Source organism: uncultured Spongiibacter sp. (genome assembly GCF_964011655.1).
Classification (GTDB): Bacteria; Pseudomonadota; Gammaproteobacteria; order Pseudomonadales; family Spongiibacteraceae; genus Spongiibacter; species Spongiibacter marinus.
This window is the reverse complement of the sequence record NZ_CAXGPO010000006.1, coordinates 88320-111917: the sequence shown is the minus strand read 5'-3', so window position 1 is coordinate 111917 and position 23598 is coordinate 88320. Positions and strand designations below refer to the sequence as shown.

At 54.9% G+C, this 23598-nt stretch carries 17 protein-coding genes; 3 read left to right on the top strand and 14 right to left on the bottom strand.

From position 1 onward, the window contains the following. Positions 1-47: 47 nt before the first annotated feature. The 5 genes from ABNS66_RS05070 to rluD all read right to left on the bottom strand — a co-directional run bounded on the left by ABNS66_RS05070 (position 48) and on the right by rluD (position 6409). The gene (locus ABNS66_RS05070) at positions 48-266 is read right to left on the bottom strand and encodes a hypothetical protein (protein ID WP_286839650.1); all 219 of its coding nucleotides are present in this window, start codon (positions 264-266) and stop codon (positions 48-50) included. Between the two features lie 20 nt (positions 267-286). After that, a complete protein-coding gene (locus tag ABNS66_RS05065; protein WP_286839648.1) occupies positions 287-1831 on the bottom strand; it encodes a DUF4331 domain-containing protein in 1545 nt (514 codons plus the stop codon). A 142-nt stretch (positions 1832-1973) separates the two neighbouring features. Then, a complete protein-coding gene (gene clpB / locus ABNS66_RS05060) occupies positions 1974-4562 on the bottom strand; it encodes an ATP-dependent chaperone ClpB (RefSeq protein ID WP_286839646.1) in 2589 nt (862 codons plus the stop codon). Positions 4563-4682: 120 nt separating this feature from the next. Continuing rightward, on the bottom strand, positions 4683-5456 hold the full coding sequence (pgeF, locus tag ABNS66_RS05055; RefSeq protein WP_286839643.1) for a peptidoglycan editing factor PgeF: 774 nt from the start codon (positions 5454-5456) through the stop codon (positions 4683-4685). Beyond that, entirely contained in the window at positions 5453-6409 is a 957-nt protein-coding gene (gene rluD / locus ABNS66_RS05050; RefSeq protein WP_286839641.1) for a 23S rRNA pseudouridine(1911/1915/1917) synthase RluD, read from the bottom strand. The genes pgeF and rluD overlap by 4 nt, the downstream gene beginning before the upstream one ends. Before the next feature lie 97 nt (positions 6410-6506). Between rluD and ABNS66_RS05045 the strand changes: the two genes are divergently transcribed. After that, positions 6507-7376 (top strand): outer membrane protein assembly factor BamD, encoded by an 870-nt coding sequence (locus ABNS66_RS05045; protein WP_027874214.1) that lies wholly within the window; start codon positions 6507-6509, stop codon positions 7374-7376. A gap of 63 nt (positions 7377-7439) precedes the next feature. Here the strand turns inward: ABNS66_RS05045 and ABNS66_RS05040 are convergent, their stop codons facing one another. Then, entirely contained in the window at positions 7440-9068 is a 1629-nt protein-coding gene (locus tag ABNS66_RS05040; protein ID WP_286839639.1) for an NAD+ synthase, read from the bottom strand. 126 nt (positions 9069-9194) lie between these two features. Between ABNS66_RS05040 and ABNS66_RS05035 the strand changes: the two genes are divergently transcribed. Then, positions 9195-10787: an ATP-binding protein gene (locus tag ABNS66_RS05035; RefSeq protein WP_286839636.1), complete on the top strand. Its 1593-nt coding sequence runs from the start codon at positions 9195-9197 to the stop codon at positions 10785-10787. 15 nt (positions 10788-10802) lie between these two features. Then, complete coding sequence (locus tag ABNS66_RS05030) at positions 10803-12155, top strand: sigma-54 dependent transcriptional regulator (RefSeq protein ID WP_286696174.1); 1353 nt, start codon at positions 10803-10805, stop codon at positions 12153-12155. Positions 12156-12198: 43 nt separating this feature from the next. Here the strand turns inward: ABNS66_RS05030 and ABNS66_RS05025 are convergent, their stop codons facing one another. From ABNS66_RS05025 to ABNS66_RS04990, 8 genes are all read right to left on the bottom strand, one after another. Then, the gene (locus tag ABNS66_RS05025) at positions 12199-16026 is read right to left on the bottom strand and encodes a PilC/PilY family type IV pilus protein (protein WP_286839634.1); all 3828 of its coding nucleotides are present in this window, start codon (positions 16024-16026) and stop codon (positions 12199-12201) included. Between the two features lie 37 nt (positions 16027-16063). Beyond that, positions 16064-16615, bottom strand: a complete 552-nt coding sequence (locus ABNS66_RS05020; protein ID WP_204996615.1) for a hypothetical protein — start codon at positions 16613-16615, stop codon at positions 16064-16066. After that, positions 16612-17652 (bottom strand): PilW family protein, encoded by a 1041-nt coding sequence (locus ABNS66_RS05015; RefSeq protein ID WP_286839632.1) that lies wholly within the window; start codon positions 17650-17652, stop codon positions 16612-16614. The genes ABNS66_RS05020 and ABNS66_RS05015 overlap by 4 nt, the downstream gene beginning before the upstream one ends. Then, positions 17649-18212 (bottom strand): type IV pilus modification protein PilV, encoded by a 564-nt coding sequence (pilV, locus tag ABNS66_RS05010; protein WP_286696177.1) that lies wholly within the window; start codon positions 18210-18212, stop codon positions 17649-17651. The genes ABNS66_RS05015 and pilV overlap by 4 nt, the downstream gene beginning before the upstream one ends. Continuing rightward, the gene (locus tag ABNS66_RS05005) at positions 18212-18667 is read right to left on the bottom strand and encodes a GspH/FimT family pseudopilin (protein WP_204996612.1); all 456 of its coding nucleotides are present in this window, start codon (positions 18665-18667) and stop codon (positions 18212-18214) included. Before ABNS66_RS05005 ends, pilV begins: the two co-directional genes overlap by 1 nt. After that, positions 18655-19068, bottom strand: coding sequence for a type IV pilin protein (locus ABNS66_RS05000; protein WP_286696178.1), 414 nt, complete (start codon positions 19066-19068; stop codon positions 18655-18657). Before ABNS66_RS05000 ends, ABNS66_RS05005 begins: the two co-directional genes overlap by 13 nt. A 290-nt stretch (positions 19069-19358) precedes the next feature. Beyond that, complete coding sequence (locus tag ABNS66_RS04995) at positions 19359-19808, bottom strand: type IV pilin protein (protein WP_286696179.1); 450 nt, start codon at positions 19806-19808, stop codon at positions 19359-19361. Next, the gene (locus ABNS66_RS04990; protein WP_286839629.1) at positions 19808-23590 is read right to left on the bottom strand and encodes a PilC/PilY family type IV pilus protein; all 3783 of its coding nucleotides are present in this window, start codon (positions 23588-23590) and stop codon (positions 19808-19810) included. The genes ABNS66_RS04995 and ABNS66_RS04990 overlap by 1 nt, the downstream gene beginning before the upstream one ends. Positions 23591-23598: the final 8 nt, after the last annotated feature.

Below are 23598 nucleotides of genomic sequence, written 5' to 3'. Positions count from 1 at the left end.
AATAGTAAAAGGGGCAGCTCAGCTGCCCCTGCCTGCCAGTAGACTGGCTAGCGAATAAAGCCGTCGAAAGACTGTTTATCCAGTGTTTCAGGCTTAATATCGTTGACCTCCACAGGCGCGTCATTTGGCTCCTGAGAAAAGGCCTGTGCAAAAGTGACAGCAAAGACGCCATCGCGCTTGGCTTGCGCAGGTCTATCGCCGTCGTCGTCAAGTGAGCACGCCGACACCGCTGCCGCCACAATTGCTATTACGAGTCGCTTTTTCATAAGTAAAGTCCTCGTATTGTTCAGGGTGAGCCCGCAATGGGCGTGGCGAGATAGGGGAAGCCGCCGAGGTAATCAAAGCGGTCGGGCTTCGCCCCGTCATTGACGACGGCGCCAGCATTTACCACCGCTGGCGCTGCTCCTGACAAATCGCATGTCTGCAAGCCATTGGGGTTGGCCGCGGTAATCGCGCCTTCGGCAACACTTAACGCAATGTCGACGACATCATCGACTGGGCGACGCCCATTTGGGAAGCCCGCTAAGTCACAATCCAAAAAGCCCAACTCCCCCTGGCTCACTAACGCCGTTGGCGCAATCGCGGTATTCAAGCGAAGCATTTCGCCCGGCTGTGCGGCAGCGGCTTGGTTCAGGCCGTTAACACCGGTCACGAATGCCGCGAGCAAATCGTTTCGCGGTGTGTCGGGTACGACAGTAGCTCCAGGGAACAGAACATCCACCAGAACTGGCAGCGTGGGGTACAACACATAAGCGCCAAAGTTTGCAACGTCATCTTTCGGGTGGCTGGCGTTAAACTTGTCTTTGTCGGTGATCCCGATGACGACTTCATTAACTAGCGGGCTACCCAGACGAGACACCTGAGTCCAGGCACCACCCTCCACGCTGGGCCCCTGCCCGTCAGCCGAAGCAGTCGGCCCAACGGGCTTGGGGTTCAGCAATCGTGCCTGCGGCTTGCTTGCCGTTGTCCAGGCACCAATAACGGTTTCGCTGCCAGCGGTCACACAACTGATCGGCAGCTCAAGCGCCAGCGACGTTACGTTTTTATCAGCGATTGTATTTGAAGCGCTGTCTCGAGCGCCCAGAGGGTTGAGATTCACTTGGTCGAAGACTTGACCCAGGTTTACAACAAACCCTTCTTGGCGCTGGCCGACAAACATCTTGCCCGGAGACATGCACCCGGGAATATTAATATCGTATACGAACTGCGAGGCGTAGCCTTCGTAGTCAGGAATGGTCTTGTTACCGATATTGTCTACCGGCTTTGCGAAGCTTGTTGACCCATCGGCCAGGTTCGAGACCGGCGTCGCATTGCCGCTGCGGCGCGGTCCAGCGACCATCTCCACAGAGAAGCTCTCCACGACATTCAGCAGTCCGGTGCTGGTGCCGTTGCCACCGCCCACGGCGGATAACGGCACTTGCACCAAAATGTCATTGCCCTGATCGTCTTCACCGGTTTTAACCTTACCCCCCTCAATCAGCCCCGCCGCTGAGGCTTGGCCGTAGGCGTTGGCAAACTGGAATTGAAAGGTCAGGTCTTCAATCGTATCTCCGTCGTTGTCTATGTGTATCTCATAAAGCGCCTGCGGGTCCATCGTGAAGTAATTAGGACCGCCATAGGCATCTTGCAACGGCTGATAGTTTGCAATGAGCGTCACAAATCCCTCTCGACCTGCCTCATAACTGCGAAACATATAAAAATCCGTACCGTCGACTTTTGGAGAGCCCGCTATAAATGGCGCCTCCCGATGACTTGACGCCATCAAAGACGAAGAGAATGCTGCGCAGCCTAACATGCCGAGCATGACGGCCTTCTTGTACGCTAACCCCATAGTGTCACCTCTGTCAGATATAGTGTTTATTTTTTCTTACAAAGGAGTTCTACGACACAACTAGGTATTGCGATCACCTAGACAAAAAAAAGCCCGGTGGGTGCCGGGCAATTGATAAGGGTGGGTATGTTTTGTCGCAGGCCTACTGTAGCGTGGCCGCCTTAAATGCCAATTGATCTCCATCAATTTCTGCGCGAATTTGCTGGCCCGGGGTAAACTCACCCTGCAGCAGGCGCTGCGCCAAGGGGTTTTCCAGCTGCTGTTGTATCGCGCGCTTGAGCGGGCGGGCACCAAATACGGGGTCAAAGCCCACATCCGCCAGGCGATCCATCACCGCATCGCTGAGCACCAGTGACAACTCCCTTTCGGCCAGCCGCTTATTGAGTATACCCAGCTGGATATGCGCGATTTCACGCACTTGCTCTCTGCCCAGCGGCTCGAAAACCACCAGCTCATCGACGCGGTTAACAAACTCTGGACGGAAGTGGCCGGATACCACGTCGAGCACCGCGGAACGAATCGCCGGGTAGTCGCTACCGCCGCGCGTCATTTCCTGAATCACGTCGGAACCCAAGTTCGAGGTCATCACGATCACCGTGTTGCGGAAATCCACCGTGCGGCCCTGACCATCGGTCAGACGGCCATCGTCGAGCACCTGCAGCAGAATGTTGAACACATCGGGGTGGGCCTTTTCAACCTCATCCAGCAACAACAGTGAATAAGGGCGACGACGCACCGCCTCAGTAAGGTAACCGCCCTCTTCATAGCCGACGTAGCCCGGAGGCGCACCAATTAAGCGAGCGACAGAGTGCTTCTCCATAAACTCCGACATATCGATACGGACCATCGCCTCTTCGCTGTCATACAGGAAGGTTGCCAACGCCTTACACAGCTCGGTTTTTCCCACACCGGTTGGCCCCAGGAACAGGAACGAGCCATTGGGGCGATTCGGGTCACTCAAGCCCGCGCGACTGCGGCGCACCGCATTGGAAACGGCGTCCACCGCTTCGCTCTGCCCGACAACACGTTTGTGCAGCGCGTCCTCCATGCGCAGCAGCTTGTCTTTTTCGCCCTCCAGCATCTTGCTGATGGGAATACCTGTCCAGCGCGATACCACCTCGGCGACTTCCTCGTCCGAGACCTTGTTACGCAGCAGCTGCATTTCGCCGTGCTCTGCGGCATCTGCCGATGCAAGACGCTTTTCCATATCGGGGATCACGCCGTACTGCAGCTCCGACATCTTGGTTAGGTCGCCACTGCGACGCGCGGCCTCCAGATCCAGCTTAGCTTGCTCGAGCTCACTCTTAATCTGCGCGCTGCCGTGCAGGGTCGCCTTCTCGGCCTTCCAAACTTCGTCGAGATCGGCGAATTCCTTCTCCACTTTATCGATATCGGCATTGAGCAAGGCGAGTTGCTTCTTGGCCGCCTCATCGTCGTCTTTCTTCACCGCTTCACGCTGAATTTTCAGTTGGATCAAGCGGCGCTCCAGCTTGTCCATCACCTCGGGCTTGGAGTCGATCTCCATGCGAATACGGCTGGCCGCCTCGTCGATCAGGTCGATGGCTTTATCCGGCAACTGGCGGTCGGTGATGTATCGCTGCGACAGCTTGGTCGCCGCAATAATGGCGGAGTCAGTAATGTCGACGCCGTGGTGCACCTCGTAGCGCTCTTTCAGGCCACGCAGTATCGCGATGGTGTCCTCTTCAGAGGGTTCGTCCACCAAGACTTTTTGGAAACGACGTTCAAGCGCCGCATCTTTTTCGATGTACTGACGGTATTCGTCCAAGGTTGTGGCGCCCACACAGTGCAGCTCACCGCGCGCCAGCGCAGGTTTGAGCATATTGCCTGCGTCCATCGCGCCGTCAGCTTTACCGGCACCGACCATGGTGTGCAGTTCATCAATAAACAGGATGACCCGCCCCTCTTCCTTGGCGAGTTCGTTAAGCACCGACTTCAGGCGCTCTTCAAAGTCACCGCGAAATTTGGCGCCGGCAAGCAGTGCCCCCAAATCCAGAGACAGCACGCGCTTGTCTTTTAAGCCCTCGGGCACCTCACCGTTAATAATGCGCTGCGCCAAGCCCTCAACGATGGCAGTTTTACCCACGCCCGGCTCGCCGATCAGCACCGGATTGTTCTTGGTACGGCGCTGCAACACTTGAATTGTGCGGCGAATTTCATCGTCACGGCCGATCACCGGATCCAGCTTGCCCGACTCAGCGCGCTCGGTCAGATCAATGGTGTATTTATCCAAGGCCTGACGATTTTCCTCGGCCGATGCGTCGTTCACCGACTGCCCTCCTCGCAATTGTTCTATCACGGATTCAAGGCGGCTTTTCTCTATGCCAGCCTCTTTCATCACTTTGCTAATCGACGTCGCCGACTCCAGCATCGCCAACACCACAAGCTCGCTGGAAATGTAGGCATCGCCGCGTTGTTGGGAAAGTTTGTCGCTGATATTAAATACCCGCGCCAGGCCCTGCGACACATGAACATCGCCAGGGTTGCCCTCGACTCGGGGTAGCTTATCCAGGGCGTCATTGACCGCGGTGTCCAGCGCAGCGGCATTCGCCCCCGCCTGGCTGAGCATGGGTTTAACCGCGCCGCCGGACTGTTTTAGCATCGCCGCCAACAGGTGCTCGGCTTCAATATATTGGTGATCGCGTCCCAGCGCCAAGGATTGGGCATCTTGCAGCGCGGTTTGCAGTGAGTTGGTAAATCGGTCTATACGCATTCGCGGCTCTCCATCCATGCGGCCCAGCTCACGCAGAGCGATAACCGCACTATTAATAAGGTCTTTCTACTTACTAGATGGGGATGCTTCGCTGGCTTTCAAGTCTGACTGGAGAGATTTTTAGTTGTCGCGCAGCAGAATAATGCTGGCTTGGCGCCCACACTGGGGTTGTCGCCGATAGGAGTAGAACAGGTCCTCGTCGGCCACCGTGCAGTACTCTCCTCCATAGATGGCGGCGACACCGAGCGATTTCAACTGCAGCCGCGCTAATTGATACAAATCGGCGAGATATTTTCCAGCGTGACCGGTTATCGGCGCAAAGGCGGCGCGAATGACCGCGGTATCCGGGCCGGCAAATTGGCACTCGAACGCCTGTAGCACCTCTTCGCCAACTTCAAAATGTTGAGGGGAAATCGCTGGCCCCAACCACGCCATTAATTGCTGAGCGGGGCGATCAAAGGCGGCAACGGCGTTGGCGACCACACCGCTACACAGACCGCGCCAACCCGCGTGAACAGCGGCCACCTGCCGCCCTAGCCGGTCGCAGAGCAACACCGGGAGGCAGTCGGCGGTTAATACGGCAAGCGCCTGGCCGATGTCAGTTGTGATGGCGGCATCGGCATCGGGCAGCGCCTGCACATCGGCCCGAGGTCGATACACAACAGTACCGTGGGTTTGGTTCAGCCATTGAATACGACGCAAGCCCTGCGGCTGCAATTGGTGGAAAAGCGCCGCGCGGTTTGCGGCGACCGCCAGCGGCTTGTCGTGAACATGCTGGGCAAGATTAAAATCCGCATACGCCCCTTCACTGGCGCCGATAGTGCCCGCTGGCGCGTGCCGCGTTGTGGTCAGCGCGACCACATTGTCGGGCGCTGGCCAGGCCGCGCGAATCACAACTTTTCCTCAGCATCCAATACGGCTAGCAGAGCTTGCATGTCGTCGGGCAAAGGCACTTCCCAGCTCATGGTATCGCCGCTTATGGGGTGCTCGAGCTCAAGTTTACGGGCATGCAGCGCCTGCCGGGGAAAGCTGCGCAGCATATTCACCAGCGCATCGCTCGCGCCTTTGGGCAGGCGCGGCCGACCGGCATAAGTAGCGTCGCCCACCAAAGGGTGGCGAATATGGGCCATATGCACACGAATCTGGTGGGTGCGGCCGGTTTCAAGAAAACACCGCACGTGGCAGTGGTCGCGATAACGCTTTTGCAAGCGATAATGCGTAATCGCCTCCTTGCCGCCAAACTGCACCACCGCCATTTTCGTGCGCTGCTGGGGGTGACGCCCCATTGGCTCCTCAACCTTACCCCCACCGGTCATGCTGCCCATCACAACGGCGTCGTATTCGCGGTGAACATCGCGCGCCTGCAGCTGCGCCACCAAGTCAGCGTGGGCTTGCAGCGTTTTGGCAACCACCATGAGCCCGGTGGTATCGCGGTCGAGACGGTGCACGATACCCGCGCGCGGCACGCTATCAATACTCGGGCAGTGACTGAGCAGGGCATTCAGCAGGGTGCCGCTGGGATTACCGGCACCCGGGTGAACAACCAGGCCAGCGGGCTTATTGATCACGATAATATCGTCGTCTTCATAGACGATATCCAACGCTATCGCCTCGGCCTCAAAACGCCCCTCGGGTTGCAGCTCCGCTTGCAGGGTCAGCACGTCGCCTTCGTGAACTTTGTCCCGAGGGCGGCAGCTGCTGTGATTGGCCGTTAATTGGCCACCTTTTATCCAGCTTTGTAGGCGCGATCGCGAATATTCGGGGAACAAGGCGCTGGCGGCCTGGTCGAAACGCGCATAGTTGAGGCCGGCGGGAACGATTTCCTGGCGATTGATGGTTTCTGTCATAGTGATTCTCCGAGGCCTTCTTTATACCACTGACACGCTGTGGTTAAATAGCAGGCCCTCGCAAATGCGGGGATCTTCCGCCATTTGGAACGGGTAAATGAAAGCGTTTAACAAGCTCCTAGCACTCCTTCTCATCGCCACCCTCGCGGGTTGCGCCAGCGAACCTGAACGACAGGAACTGTCGGAGCGGGAGATATACGAAACCGCGCAAGGCTACCTGAACAGCAAGAACTTTTCACTGGCTATTCAGAACCTGCAGCTTTTGGAAAGCCGCTACCCCTTCGGCCCCTATGCCGAACAAGCGCAGCTGGAGATTATCTACGCCTACTATCGCGGCGGTGACAACGAGGCAGCGATCGCTGCTGCCGATCGCTTTATTCGCCTGCACCCACAGCACGAGAAAGTGGATTACGCCTACTACATGCGCGGCCTCTCGAACTACACCGAGGGCGAGGGCCTGCTGGAACGCTTCATCCCCACTGACATGACGCAGCGCGACCCGGGTTCGGCGATCCAATCCTTCGAAGATTTTCGCCAGCTGCTACAGCGCTTCCCGAACAGCGTGTATGCAGACGATGCGCGCGCCCGGATGATCTACCTGCGCAACCGTCTCGCGCGCTACGAGATCAATGTGGCGAATTACTACTTCAAGCGCAAAGCCTACTTAGCCGCTGCCAACCGCGGGCGCTATGTTATAGAAAATTTGCCGCAAACACCGGCCGTACCCGATGCACTGGCGGTAATGGTGCAAGCCTATCTGCTGTTAGGCATGGATGATCTGGCGGAGCAGTCACTTGCCGTGTTGCGCAAGAACTATCCTGACCACCCCAACCTCGATAAAAACGGTAACTTCATCAGCGAAGTCGGTATCGAACAGGAAGGCTCATTTATCAATAAAGCCACCTTCGGCCTGTTTGACCGCTATGAGCCGCCGCGTTTTGACAACCGCAGCAAGAGTGAAGAATAGGTCGTCGCGACAGCGAGGTACAAAAAAAGGGCGCCATAGGCGCCCTTTTTTATTTCCGGTCTATCAATCACCGATCGGCCATTTCTGAGTGATGGGGTAGCGGCGGTCACGCCCAAAGCCTCTCTCGGTGATACGCGTACCAATCGGCGCTTGCCGGCGCTTGTACTCGTTTAAATCTACCAGGCGCAGTACCCTGTACACGGTGTCGCGGTCAAAGCCATCGGCGATAATCGCTTCGGCGCTTTCATCGCGCTCGATATAGCGCTCCAGGATTTCATCCAGCGTATCGTAGGGCGGCAGGTTGTCTTCATCTTTCTGATCTGGCGCCAACTCAGCCGAGGGCGGCCTGTCGATAACGCGCTGCGGGATCGCTGGAGAGCGAGTATTGCGATAGCGAGCCAGTTCAAACACCCGGGTTTTAGCGACATCTTTCAGTACGTCAAAGCCACCGGCCATATCGCCGTATAGCGTCGAGTAACCGACCGCCACTTCGCTTTTGTTGCCCGTGGTGAGGACCAGGTAGCCCTTTTTATTGGAGATTGCCATCAACAGAACACCACGACAGCGGGCCTGTAGGTTCTGCTCCGTGGTATCGACTTGGGTGCCGGCAAACTCGTCTGCCAACGTCGCCATGAAGGCGTCGTACATCGGCTCGATCGACAGACAGGAGTAGTGCACACCCAACATATTCGCCTGTTCCTCGGCATCTTCAACGCTCATGGACGCCGTGTAGCGAAAGGGCATCATCACCGCCTCCACGCGCTCAGGGCCCAGCGCGTCTACGGCAATCGCCAGCGTCAAACCGGAATCAATACCGCCTGACAAACCCAACACCACGCCCTTAAAGCCATTTTTCTCAACGTAGTCGCGCACCCCCAGCACCAGCGTTTCGTAGACATCGTCCAGCACCGGCTTAAGGTCGGTCACCGCCCCTTCATCAATGCTCAGCGTGCCGTCCTGCCAATGTGCCGTAACACAGGCCAGATGCTCGACATAGGCGGGGCTTCGCGCCAGTAATTCGCCTTCTTTGGAAACCACCATTGACGCACCATCAAATACCAGTTCGTCCTGCCCTCCCACCAAATTGCAGTAGACGATAGGCATGCCGCCTTGCCAGGCCCGTTGCGCCAGCAGGGCTTCGCGCTCTATCTGCTTACCCGCATGGAAGGGCGAGGCGCTCATATTCAGCATCAGCTGTGCCCCGGCGGCTCTGGCAGCCGCGGTGGGGCCATCCTGCCAAATGTCTTCGCAAATACTCAGCGCCGTGGGCACACCAAACAGGTCAAAGACGACGCTTTCACGGCCTTCTTTGAAGTAGCGCTTTTCATCAAATACGCGGTAGTTCGGCAAACATTGCTTGTGGTATTCGTGGAGCAAACGGCCGCGGTAGAACACCCCGGCCGTGTTGTACAAACCCTGCTCTCGGCTGCGCGGATAGCCAATAACGATATAGGTCTCTTTCGCGGCTTTGGCAATGCGCGCCAACGCGCGCTCTACACGATGACTGATGCTGCTGCGCAGCAGCAAATCTTCGGGTGGATACCCCGTTACAACAAGCTCTGGGAACAATATGAGCTGGGGGTTGTGCGCCTGCATTGCCTGTTCAACGGCGTTGAGAATTTTGTCGGTGTTGCCTTCGATGTCCCCTACTACCGGGTTGATCTGAGCAGTAACAATACGAAGCGTGGTCATGAATCTGTGTATCCCCGTTAATAGGCGTTGGCTTACCGCTGTGCGCAGGCATTCTATCAAAACTCGCGATGTGCATCCGCAGGAATTGCCAGATACACTTATTGGCATTATCTGAACGAGATCATCATGCATAGCGCCAGCATCGACCACAGCCAACGCCGCGCCGTCATGCGGGTATATGCGGTGTACCGCCTGCTGCTAGCCAGCGCGCTGTTTTTCATCTTCATTTACGGCTTCAGTCAATCGGTGCTGGGAAGTACCGCCCCCGGCATCTATTCGCTGATTTCCTTTGCTTACCTGGCTTTTTCACTGCTTGCCTTGTTCCAGCACTTGCTGACCAGTCGTCACTATCACGACACGGGGCTGTTCTTCGAGTTTTTCATCGACATTGGCTGCATCATGCTGATGAGCTACTGCTCGGCAAGCGCCGACTCTGGCCTCGCCTCCCTGCTGATGGTTAGCATCAGTGCAGCCAGCATGACCTTACCCGCCCGCTTGTGCCTGTCTTTGGCCTCACTGGCGACCATCAGCGCCATCGCCGAGGTCGCAGCCAACACCCTGTACGAGCGCGTAGAGACCCAGCAATTTGTCGTCGCTGGCATGATGGGGATGGCCTATTTTTCGACAGCCATTGCCATTCGCTACCTCAGCCAACGAATTATTTCCGCTCAGCAGTTGGCAGAGCGTCGCCGCAGTGACTTAGAGCGGCTGTCGCAAATCAACCAAAGCATTGTGCAGCGAATGCAGACTGGCATTGTGGTCATGTCACGCAGTGGCCGCATCAAGCTCTGCAATGCCGCTGCCGCAGAGCTCTTGCAAGTCCCCTACCAACGTCGCCCCGACTCACTCTATGCTCCCCCGCAAATCACCGCCCTCACTGCACCGGGTAGCAGCTTGTCGAAAATCATTCAGCTGCAGCCCTCGGGCGTGGAATTACACGTCAACATCGCCCAGCTGGACCAAGACAACGACGAAGACTTCCTGCTGTATATTGAAAATATCAGCAAGATCAATCAGCGCGCGCAAAACTTGAAGCTTGCCTCCCTTGGGCGCTTCACCGCCAGCATCGCGCATGAAATACGCAACCCTCTTTCGGCAATCAGCCATGCGGCACAACTGCTCGCCGAAGGCCCTCACCTCGACGACGGCGATGCGCGCTTTGTCGGCATTATCCAAAACCATGCAAAACGCATGGACGATATTGTGAAAAATGTTCTCGAGCTGTCACGCGGCCGACTGCCCAAACCTGAAGCCTTCGCACTAATGCCCTGGTTGCAGCGCTTTTGCCGGGACTGGCACAGCATTCATCAGGGGCAAATTCAGCTGCTAACTGACGACTCACAATGCAGTAACGATACGGTGAATGTCGACCAAAGCCAGCTAAACCAGATCCTCAGTAATATTACGGAAAACGGTATTCGCCATAGCCTGGCAGAGGCCGACACAGCCGTTATCCGCTACCGTTTGAGCAACGGTATTAGCGGCGGTGTAACACTGGATATCATCGATAATGGCCCCGGCATTTCACAGGACAATCAAGACAAAATCTTTGAGCCCTTTTTCACCACGGAGTCTCAGGGCAATGGGCTCGGCTTGTACCTTTGCCGCGAGCTCTGCCTGGCGAACCAAATCGCTATTAGCTACCGACGGGAACCCAGCGGCGACAGCTGTTTTCGATTACAATTCGCCCACCCGCAGCGCAGCGCGTTCCCCGATTAAGACTGACAAGCCGATATGACACAGAAAACCGTACTCATCATTGACGACGAACCGGATATTCGCGAACTTCTGGAAATTACCATCAGTCGCATGGGCCTTCATACCGAGTCGGTCGGCTGTGTCAGTGACGCTATCGCGCTCCTGCAGCAAAACACTATTCAACTTTGTCTTACCGATATCAAATTGCCAGATGGCTCGGGCTTGGACGTCGTTCACCACATCCAGCAGCACTGCAGCGAAACCGCCGTTGCGGTGTTAACTGCCTACGGCAGCACAGAGCTAGCGGTTGAGGCGCTAAAGGCGGGGGCATTCGACTTCATCAACAAGCCGGTGTCTATTGAGCAGTTGCGCAACCTGATCAAAACCGCCCTGCAACTGGAGAGTAGCAGCGCCACCGCCATCGACAGCAGCCGCAACACCCGCTTACTCGGCGAAACCGACGTTATCAGCCGACTGCGCCAGCAAATCACCAAACTTGCCCGCAGCCAGGCTCCCGTTTACATCAGTGGCGAGTCGGGCAGTGGCAAGGAAGTGGTGGCGCGCATGATCCACGCCAATGGGCCGCGCCGCAATGCTCCCTTTGTCCCAGTGAACTGTGGTGCCATCCCCGACGAGCTTGTCGAAAGTGAGTTCTTTGGCCATGTTAAGGGCAGTTTTACTGGCGCCTACGGTGATAAGGAAGGCTTATTTGAAGCCGCCAATGGCGGCACTCTCTTCCTGGACGAAGTCGCCGACCTGCCGCTGAATATGCAGGTTAAACTGCTTCGCGCCATTCAGGAAAAGGCGGTGCGACGTATCGGTTCAAATGAGGAAATAGCCGTCGACGTTCGCATACTCAGTGCCACGCATAGAGACCTATCCCGCGAAGTCGCCTCAGAACACTTCCGCAGTGACCTGTTCTACCGTATTAACGTTATCGAGGTCGCGGTGCCCAGCCTGCGGCAACGGGTCAGCGACATCCCGTTATTGGCCAATTTTATGCTAGAGAAAATCGCTAGCGAGTGGGGTATACCGGCCCCCCGCCTCAGTGAAGATGCTCTTAATGCGCTGAGCAGTTACCCCTTTCCCGGCAATGTCCGCGAGTTGGAAAACATTATTGAACGCGCCGCAACACTGTGCGACGACGAGATCATCACTGCCAAGGATCTATCGCTACCGGCATCAAATAGCAGCGTGAACCCGGATAAACACGCCGACCACCTATCGGCAGCTATCGGAGACGTGGAGGGGTATCTGGCGAGCATTGAACAAAACATTATCAATGCCGCGCTAAAAGCCCAACAGGGCAATAAGACGGAGTCAGCGAAGTTGCTGGGGCTCACCTTCCGGCAATTTCGCTACAAACTAAAGAAGTACAACCTCGACTAATGAACTCATAGAACGAAAAAGGCAGCCGAGGCTGCCTTTTTCTTTATTCGTAATACCAGTAGGTGCGTTTTCGCCCGCCGGACAGGTCGAGCGCGGGGGTGCTGGGATCAAAGGGTGATGGCCCCGCCCCACCAATCACAAAGGGCACGGTTTTTCCGTCAATCGTCACAAGCCCGGCAATGGGCGACGGTGGAAGTCCACCACCAGAGAATTCATTTCTCTGCCGCTCACCCGTCACAAGGTTCACAACATAGGCGCCGGCGTTACCCAAATTTGCACTGCAACTTTCAGCATCGGGCACATCCGGCTGGTTGGTACCAAAATAGACTTTCCCGGCAACCGCCAATGGTGCGTTAACGCCTTTTTCACCCACCAACAGGTCAAAGTAATACCCTGCGACACCGCTATCCAAACCACTAAAATACAGTTCGGTCGCTCCTTCGCTACCACAGGACACAATGCCACCGCTGCCGTCGGTACACTGCAAAGTGCTTTGGTCAACGAGGTCACTTACGGTCACTGCCGAGTGAGTCGAGGGCATCGACTTACCGGTATTTTTGTCCATAATCATGAAAAACTTATTCTCGACATTGTAGGCAAGCCCGGCGGTGGTACTACTGGTATAAAGCGGGTGCTCACGGTCGCCGGAGACCGCCACCACAGCGTCGAAATTATTCGTGGGCACGACATCCGGGGCGAAGAGGAATTTGCGAGCACTGTTGCCACTGCCCCCCAGGCTTGCGAACTTATTGACTTCAATGTCGCTAAAGGCGGTTGTCGCGGGGCTGGCTGCCTCAAGGTCAACACGCCATATATTCCCGCCCACATCTGCCGCATAGAGGCGGTCGGTGAAGCCATCTAAGTCCTTATCCAGAACCGTTACATCAGCGGGAAACGATTTCGTCATCGCGGAAACGGTCTCGCAGTGTCCGCCTGTTGCCACGGTGACACCGGTACAGTCAGCCAGCGCTGCCCACAGCACTCCTCCGGTCATCGCATCCAGTATGAGAATACCCCGCCCCTGGCTATTCGTTGCAGGTGCTGGCTCTTGGTCCTCGGCGGGGTCGTAGCCCGCCCCCAAGATCAATACGGGGTTGCTGTGACCTTTGATTAAGGTCAGCTGGGCCTGCGACCATGTCTGCCCCAACTCCGGAACCTGATCATTCGTCAGCGACCACAGATAACGCGGTTCCGCGACATTGCTGACATCGAGTGCATAAAGTAAACGTCCGCCACGGCGCGCCGACATAAAGATCAAGGACTTTCCAGACGTGGGCTTACCGGTGCGCTTGTCCTGCAGAATCGTGGTGTTTCCGTCGAAAAAGTAGTCGCGCGGCTGAGCCCGGCTGTCGAGCACATTTGGGTACTTCACCAGCGGGTCGTTATTGAATTGCCGCTTAAACTTGCCAAAGAACTCCGGCGCTATAAAGCTCCATAACTCACCACCGGGTTGTACGCCGGCGATATTACCTGCCTGATTACCATTGATGGCGTGGAAGTGACCATCGTTGGAGCCGTAGAACACAACAACCCCGGTAGTGCCGCCGTAGTTGATAACCGCGGGGCGCGAGTGCAGGACATCTGCATGAATCGACCCCCGCGCGGTGATCGGACAATCGCTCCCGCGCAGCTCGGGTGGGCATGGGCCTCGACGGCTTTCATTGCCGATAATATCTTCCCCCCGTACCCAATCGATGAGGGTCTCGGCGGTTAGCGACACTGCACTGCTGCCACAACTTACATTGTTGTTTTCGGCAAGCACATAATCGCCAAGTCTGAGCAGGTAGTTATCCGCATCAGTAACTGCAATCACACTGCCAAGCACCGTACCGTTGAGCAAGGCGCTATTGTGTGTATTGGCGGTAGAGCCGACAGTACAGCCCTCTAATTCAACCTGGTCTCCCAATGACAAGCCATGGGAGGTTTGCGCCACACGGGCAGCTCGGCTCACTTCAACAATCACTGCACCATTGTACGTTTGACCATCGGGGATATTGCGAGAGGCAACGTCAAAGCTAGTGGCCGTGACATTGCTGATGCTGCAGGGTGCGGCGAAGGTACAGCTCTGCTTGTTGGCCTGCAGCGATTCGTTCCACGCGTTTAGTATCACCACTCTGTCGGTTGCGGCGTCAAGCTGGGTACCGCCACTGCCATCGTGAGCGATGGTGCAGGTAATATTATTCCCTTTACCTGAACAGCTTGTTGATATCGTTTCGCCATCGTCATAGCGGCCAACGCTTATCGATGCATTACCACCCTCTTCGGCAGCGCCCAGCTCCGCATCTAGCTGGGACACCAAAGCAGTATTCGTCGTTTTAAACTCGGGTAGAGCCGACGCACTCGGACAATTTCCGACACTGTTACAGGTATACACTTTGCGGCCTGACGATGTGGTCAGGTTGTTCACGCGCAATAACTGGCCCGCACCGCCTTTCTCAACTAAATCGCCGTCAGGGTGGTCAAAGGCAAAGCCCTCTCCTTCCGGGCTATTACGCCAGAAGCCATCCAGCGGCCAATCCGCCACGGCGGCGCCTGACGCATCCTTGGGCGTGTTTGTCGTCCAGAAACTCACTGCATCATCAACAATTGCTCCGGTGATGGGGTTAGTAACAGAAGTAACCACCGACGCCACATCCTGAGTCGAATCTGTTAAAACGATATTTCCACCGGCGTCAAAGCCGAGCTGATACTGTTTAACGTTGCCGTTCCAACGAGGCGCCGCATCGCTGTCTGGCCGAAAGCTGGCGATATAAACTTGGTTCAGAAAGGTGCCTTGCGTGTTAGCACTAACAGGCAGCGTCGCCGATGAAAATGCACTGTTAATATCCTGCACTTCATTAAATATCTGCAGGAGCACCTCCGCCAGCCCCGCATGATTATCGGCAGTCACCTTGAAGGCCTTGCCGCCACCGACATTGGCTAAATCTGCGAGGAAGTTTATCTCGCCAGCCAGCTTTGTTTCTAAGCTAGGATCGTAAACCGCTATAGAGTAGGTACTGACATTGCGATCAGATTGTGCGCTGTCACTGGTATCTACCAAATTCATAAACTGCGCCCATTCATCCCCCCAATATTTATTATTGGATGAGTCTGAATTGGTGAGCTGGGTAACCGCGCGCGGTGTGGCAAAAAACTTGTACTGAGAAGAACCGGTGCTGTAGGAAAACTCACTTGTTAACTGGTTTTTCAATAGCGTATCGGGGCTTCCCGTGCCATCGGCAACACTGGAATTTTCCTTCGTGGCATTGCCAATATAGACGAGCACGGCGTCGCGGCATTGGGTCGCCGTTTCCGCAAGACCGGAGTAGTCAACGCCTGAACAAGAGGTTGCCAGACCATTCAACATGGCCCAACTTTCGGCAATCAGATCACCCAACCGCGACTGGTTTGCCAAGTTGTTTTTATCAATACTTTTAAGCTTGCTAATGAAGCTGTTGATGCCAGAGCTGTCCATCAGTGTTGGTGGCACAAGCAAATAACCACACCGGTTATCGCCATTACCTAAACCCGTGCCATTATTGAAGCTGCTGTAACCATTCTCATTGAATACCATCAGGCCAATCTTAATTGCACCTAGCAAGTAATCATTTTCGGCGTCTAATAGAGAGAGCATGGTGTTCACCAGCGCACACTGCTCCATACCGCCCACCGTATCACCAAGCGATGGGGCCGCGCCGCTATCTCCGTAAACGCAGCCGTGGGTGACATTGGCATTGGAATTTGCCGTGCTGTGCCAACCCAGCAACACCGTTGGGGGGTTGGCACCGCCAGGGGTGATCCCAGCAAATAAATCGATATCCTCGGCCTGTGTCGGCGCAGACATCGCGATAAATAGAAGCGACAGACGGATCCAACTAATTAGCGTTTTCATGGCCTTCACTCTTTCTAACACCGGTTAAACCGGAGAATTAATTCAAACAGGGCGTCCCAATGACTTCGCGCAAATACACCCCTTGGTGCATTTCCAAGCGGCTTTCAGTCTTAGCGTCACCCACTGTTGCGGCGATATCCCAGCGCATTTTGGTACACCAGGAGTTGCCTTGGAGGGCAACGTCGTCATCCGTCAGCACACCGCTGGTATTATTTTTACCCGTTCCCAGGCACTGAGCATCTGCTGGGTCGGCGACATCAAGTTCAACCTGTTTTATTGGGTCTGTACTCAGACAGGTTGGCGGCGCGACCACAGCAACCATGTCATCACTACCATCACCATTGAAGTCGCTGCCAAACTCCGTATTCCCGTCGGGCAATGGAATTGCGAAATTAGCCGGATTACTGACAAAAGATTCTATGGCGTTACTCGCCGCATTTTTTGATTCGATGTGATACTGCTGATTACCGGCTATTTTAAAATTAATATTGCTGCCGCTCAGCATGCTGACAATGATAATGCTGAATATCCCCAGCATGACGAGCACTACGATCAATACCAAGCCTGACTGTCGCTTTACGCTTATCATTCTCTCGGCCCCGCAACATTAGGTATTAACACAACGGTCGACACAACTTGCCGTTTAAAACGGTCGTCGAAAGGCCCCACCCTGTCAGCGCGACCAAGGTCAAAGGTGTCTTCAACTGGCTCCGCTAAAATCGGTTCTTCAGAGCGAATCAATAAATGTACGCGCACAGCAACGGTATCCCGCCAGTTTTCCGTTGCCGTACCAGACCACTCTGCGGCCGGGCAGCCACCGGGCGCAACGGCGGCTCCGGGATCACTCACATAGCAATCGGGGCCACCGTCGATATCTAAATCTAATCCGTATTCGATGTGCAGGTCTTCGACGCCGGAGACCAGTGGCAGTACGCGCCGAACCCCACTGCTGTACTCCAGCATTTTAAGTGTGGGGTGACCATCACCACCATCGGCACAATCCTCACAATCGCTTATAAAGTAGCTGCGAACGAGGTAAGGGCGAGCACTTGCTAATGACGCGCAACCCTTTGCCCGCAAGGTAAGCGCAGCAGGGTCTGTATTCAGTACATAAGGCAGAGCATCTAGCTCACAGTTGGAAACCTGCAGATACGGTGTCATGTTTCCCGCCGCGATGCTCGCCACGTCCACCTCGGCAACGTCCACACGATGAATGTTCAGCATCGGCGAGTTCGCCACCGGACTATCTGCACCAATACATGCCGGCATTGCGGCACCGCTGACAACGCCAGACACCGCAAGCGGCAGCGCAAGCGTACTCGGATCAAAACCTAGGTCACTCGCATTGCCACTATTTACGCATGGGTCAACGAGCTGGTAATCGGCCACACCAACACCCGGATGATAGGTGCCGAGAAAACCCGCCAGTGCCAACTCTTCATTCAGTGCATGCAGAGCATACCGCCCGCTCTCTGCTTGATCTGATACCAGAGAGAGCTTGGTGCGGGTCTGACTGACGGAGGCAACTAAGGAAATAATCCCCAATAGCATAAAGGCGCCCAAACCCAGAGCAATCATGAGCTCAACCAAAGAAAGGCCACGTTGCTGCCGCCTAGACAGGTTCACGTTAAGTCTCCAATTCGCACGATCGCGGTAACAATTCTTCGCTGCTTTTCGTCACCGTATTGGTTCTTTCCACAGGTCAAGTTATCAGAGGGAGCAGAGGTTTCGTTCAGACCTTGCCAGGCGACACTCACTCGATATTGACGCGTAGCCGCGTCTAGCTGCTGTATGCAACCACGGGCACCAATCATCGCGCCGATACTCTCGTCACTTTTATTTTGTTGGGCGCTGCCAATCAATGCGGCATTCCACTGCACAAGATCCTCGTCTGCGGTCTCGCGTTGCTCGGCAGAACCTTGAGCGCAAGCGGGCGGGTTGGAGGCACCGTGCCCTAAGGCCAAGCCATTGGCACCCGCAGAATAACAACTCACGACAAGCCGGTTTGCATTAATCCGACTCACCATATCCTGGAGTAAATTAAGCGCCTGTAAGCGCTGATAAGCCTCCACTTCCTGCTGAACAGAGCGCGCTATCAAGCCCGCTCCGCCCATTAAACCGACCAGGACAATAAGTAGGGCAACAAGAATCTCCACTAAGGTAAATCCGACTTGCCGTTTTGGCATTAGCAGCCTCCCTTCCGGCTTCGCGGGCGGCCGCTGAGGCTTATATCCACACAGTAGGCGTTTGCGGTATTCCCGGAATCGGGCACTAGACTGAACTCTGCCGCGGCATTGCTCCGTCCTGAGCCGTTAAACTGCACCGTATTGACCGCGCTGGTAATGGTCAGGCTCGGCTGAGACGGTGCGACCTGTAGTACAGTTGCACCATCGAGTACCTGCCACCCCTTGTTCCAGTTATCGCCAATTCGACTGACACTAACCACCGCGTTGCGCTTAACTGCCTCACTGCGCGCCAAGTCAATGGTAGACCGTAAGGTATCGGCAGCGCTGCGAACGCGCTGGCGCTCAATAACGTCGTTGAATGACGGCGCCGCAATGGCGGTCACGATGGCCACTACCGCCAAGGTTACTAACAGCTCAAGTAACGTAAAGCCTCTAAACCTACTTATTCCCAGCATCGCGTTGCCCCCGAGGCATAACCTTTTTCTCCCTTATTGTTCAGGGTAAGCGTCCCGCAATCATCGCGACTTGCCTGCGTCCCCTTCGGAGCAGCGCTAATCATATAGCTAGGAGGGTTAGCAGTGTTGTCGGCCGTCACACTAACGACATACGCGCCGGAAATTTCTGACGGCAAAGAAGCGCCGAGGGTAGCAAGGTCGGCAGCATAACTGCGATTGTCCAAGTAAAATCGCTCTTGCATATTTGCCACCTCCATCGCGAAGTTTTGCGCTGCCGATCGATTCGTGCGCACGACATACTCCTGATAAGAGGGCAGCGCTACGGCAACCAATATGCCAATGATCGCGACAGTGATCATTAATTCAATCAGGGTAAAACCGGAAATATCTTTAGCTCGCACTCGGCCTCTTCTCCCAAGCATGGAAATTATTATCGGCCGAACAAATGGAGCATTGAGTAGGGGTGCCAGTAGCAGTTACCAGCGACTTTCCGTAGTCATTGTGATGGTTTGCAAAAGCACAAACGCTTAAATGCCAATCAGCACGGCCAGCACTTTGATTATAATTCTATAGCGACTGGGCAAGAATACGCAGATTTACCGCCATGTACAAAACAAATGACGTGTTTCGCGAGCCACTCGACACCTCTGAATAACACGTATGGACACCCGCATATCTACGTATAACGGCACTACCTGCGCCAGCAGTCGGCCAGGGATTTAGTCGATCCAGAGGGCTTGTTTTTTAACGCCATATCACCCGTTTCATCCAGAGTGAAATCTCCACAACTGTCGCCCGCCATCGTACCTCTGCGCGCTGCGATCAAGGTAAACGTATTCGCTGTCGGTGTGCCATCCGCAGATATCGTGTAATACGTTCCGCCATTCTCCGGCACCCGAGAGGGAAACACCGCAGGCAAGTCACTCCCCCCGGCAGTGGTGGTATAACGACCATTAGCGGAGTAGTAGCGCTCGAGCGCCTGGGCGCCAATCATCAGGGCATTGGCCGCCTCGTTGCGCCGCGACTTAGCCACTTGCTCTTGATAACTCGGGTAGGCAATCGAGGCGAGTATCGCTACGATTGCCACGGTGATCATGAGCTCCATTAGGGTAAACCCACGAGATAAATGACGATGAGTCATTACTGTAATTGTCTCCAAGACTGTCGCCCAACAATACCGTTGTCATCACCCTTTTCTACCACAATGCCGATAGTGCCACTGCTGCCTGAGGTGAACTTATACTCGATATCACCAGCGCCAACGATACCAGGGGTCTTAATAATTTCGTTACTGCCGCGGCCGCTTATCGGTAAGTACTCACCGTTGTAGAGCACAACATCCAACTCGTTAATCAGCCCGTCACCGTTCGTATCCAGAACCGGATCAGCGTAACGGCCGCCAGTCTGCGCGTCCAATTCCATCAACCAACTACGTCCGCCAAACCCGCAAATATTGTCAGTAGGTATTAGCGTGGTAAACACGATACGGCCATTGCGCAGTATCGGGCGCGATACCGCGCGCTCGCCCTCAACGCTATCATTCGGTGGCTGCAATGGCAGGCGCCAACCGTAATCGGGGGCGTCATCCGCCGCTTTATTGGTCACGAGGCGTACTTGAAAGGGGGTGTTACTGCCGTCTTTAGTAACGCCTACCTGCTCGAAGATCACATCCTGCACGAGCAAGTCCGAGCGACTTACCGCCGCATCGACATCCCGAATGCCGTAGAAGTCCTGCAGTTGCGGGCTATTGCCTACCTTGGCATCCCCGGTTTCGAAGAACTTGCCGGTACCAAAATAAACGTAATACCCACCTTCTTGATGGTTGCCAACCGTTGGTCGGCTCGTAATTGGTTGAGGATCACCATTGTCATCGACCGCAGTGAACAGCGGTGCGGGTTTAGACCCGGATTTCAGCGCGACATCCCATTTATTGGCCGTACTGCCACGCAAATCAAATTTCCACAAATTGCCTTGCAAATCCCCGGCATAAACAAAATCCGTTACGCGGTCGCCATCAACGTCGACAGGCACGGGAGAAGCGAGGCCATTTCCAGAGCCTGTAACCCCGGTATCAATGGCCTTCAACAGCTTGCCGTCGGCCAGATCAACGATAAACAATTTTACGTTGTCGCCGGAATTATAGCCGTTGCCAAAAACGGCAACCCACTGATTACCCGCCGCGAGACGCGCAATGGCGGGCGCACTCATCGCGACACCCAATTTATCGGTATCGCTGCTGGAGGTTGAAAATTCCCAGAGGAAGTTATTCTTACTCATCGCTTCCGGGTCAGTGACATCCACCGCAAAGACTGACCGCCCACCGGCCCCCATCGCAGCAACCGTTACGGTGCGCCACTTATTCGCCAGGTAGGCATCACTCACACGTGGCGAACCGTCTACATAGTAACGGTGCTGATAATCGGGGTCGGCCAGCTCTGCAATTGCCGGATACGATGCGGCGGGCATAAAGCTGAACAACTCTTTACCATTATCTGCATGAAACCCGTGCAACATGCCATCATTCGCCCCAACGACCAAGAATGGCGGGCGTGCTTTCTTGGACTTTAGAAACGTTCTGTAAGTGCTGCCCTCTGTACCGGAGAGCACGTGAAAACCATAGTCATCAAGATTTCCTGAAAAGGCGGGGTCGGAATTAACAATATCGCCCAGTATTGCGCCGCGACTTCTAAACGCTTTCCCTTCCTGGCTGCGATCACCTCGCAGCCAATTCAGAAGCAGCTGGCCGTCAGCAATGCTACCGCCATTGCGAAGCGCATCGCGCTGAGTTGTATCTAGCAGCGACCAGGACGACGTGGAAAAATCAACCGCGGTTGTGGTCAATGCTCCCGGCGCGCCCACCGCAGTGAACACCTTGCGTGACGACACCGACCCATAACTGTCTTTTTGACTGTCCCACTTCACATCGCCCAGCGTGCCATCGTCATTCACCTTGTAGGCGACCATCCTGCCGCTCCAATCCAAGCTGTTAAAGCTGGCTTGATAGACCAAGGTACCTGAATCCAGGCGCGTAGAGTTTGCCGCAATGGCCGACGCGGAAGACTTGGCTTCGTTAGCAATGACTTGCAGAGCATCCGACAACTCATCAGCAAACGTACCGGGGTCGGCCGCACTAAAAAAGCCGCCGCGTGAATTAACCGCCGCGTGAAGCAGGTCATCGATTTTATGCTGATCCGCACTGGTGGGGTTGGGCCATGAAATAGATGCACCACTCTCAATCGCAGCAAAGGCGGTATCCGGGTCTATCGTTCCCGTCACCCCTAAGCCAACGCCAAAGGTCACCATATGCTGCCAAAAAGCCGGATTCCCTTTTGTAACAGGCACAACGTTATCGAGGTCGTTGCGCAAATCATTTTTCCAGTAGTACATGGCAACATCTGCCAAGGTATCGTCTCGACTGTCGGAAAACGGCGACGCTGCTTTATAGGTGTAGCTGTTACCCGTGGGCGAAGAATGGCTCGGATTATTCGAGCCATCGTTATTCTTGCCGGGATCACCGCTGACATCGCTACCCGACCAATAGCCGTCGGTCACCAGCACCGAGTAATTCCGACGACACTCCAGATCCGGAGTGCTGTCATTCGTACCAGGGCGCTCAGACCAAGGGCCTTTTGAGTCTTTGCGCATGTAGTATTTACCGGCCGCATTCAAGGCATTGCGAAGCGGAGTTCCCGCGGCCGGTATCGTTAAGCCGTACAATTCGTCAAAAAACGCCTCTCTGTCACTGCCTTCAAAGGTTCTCACACCTTTGCGAAGCACGCTGGTCGACACACCATCTATCGACTGACTTGAAGAGTTAAGGCTGCCAAAGCCAACTCTTAAGTTCGCGCCTTGCTCTGCAAAAGCAAAGCCGGAACCCGCTCGCGCTGCCGACACTCGTGAGCGGTAATAGCTGTACCAATTGGCAAAGTTCTGTATTTCTTCGTCGTAGGTACAGGTAGCGTTCTCAGCATCAGCACAGTCGTCGCGCTCATCCCTGCCATGGCCGCTATAGGAACGCCCCGAGCGAATTTCTACTTTTTCATAGTTACTCCACGACCACATGTCGCCACTGCCTTTGTACCAAAAATAGGTCGCTGGCCAGAAATTGCGGGTATTACTGTCGCGCGAACAACTGCCACTCTCATTACAGTTCACCCAACTATTTGAGTTGTAATTGCTATTCGTTGACGTGAGATCTCGACAGTTGGACAGGTTGTTTGAGCTACCACTGGTTTCCGGGTTGTGAGGAGCACACTTTACGTTCGCATCCGGGTAGCGACTGCCATCCGCTTTTATCCAAGGGGAGTATGTTGTAGAAGGGTCGTAATATATTGTGTTGACTTGCGGCGAACGGCTGCGCGCATTGTAGGGGCTATTATTCGCTACTGTGGGTACATAGTTGGAATAATCAGAGCTGCCATAAATACCGTTCGCCCGTGGAAAAATGTATCGCGCACTGCCGCCGATAATCTCTCCCGGCATTAGTTCGAATTGCATGGAGCCCGAATCATCCAATAGATACATCACATTGGGCTCGGCATTTTGAGCTAAGAAGAGCGGGCTTTGGGCAATTTCATTGGCTGGCGTGCTATCAGTACAGCCTTTCTTTTTCCCCTCTACGGTGAACTTCGCCTTACACTTTTTATCTTTGCCTTTGTTTTTCTTAACGGTCAGTATATTTGCGTTAATCACATATGAACTGGCGTCGCAGTAGTGGTTTTTTGAGTTTTTGAGCTCTATTCCTACAACACTGCTAATGCTCTCTAATGTTGAGAATGTATAGGGATCATTTTGCTTGTTTTTCCCTACAAAACGCGTCGTTTTCTCCTGAATAGTACAGCTTTGCGCGACGGCTTCTGCGACACCAAATAACGCAAAGACCACTAGAAAGCTCGGTAAAATACTTACTCTTCGAAAGGCCATATCACTAC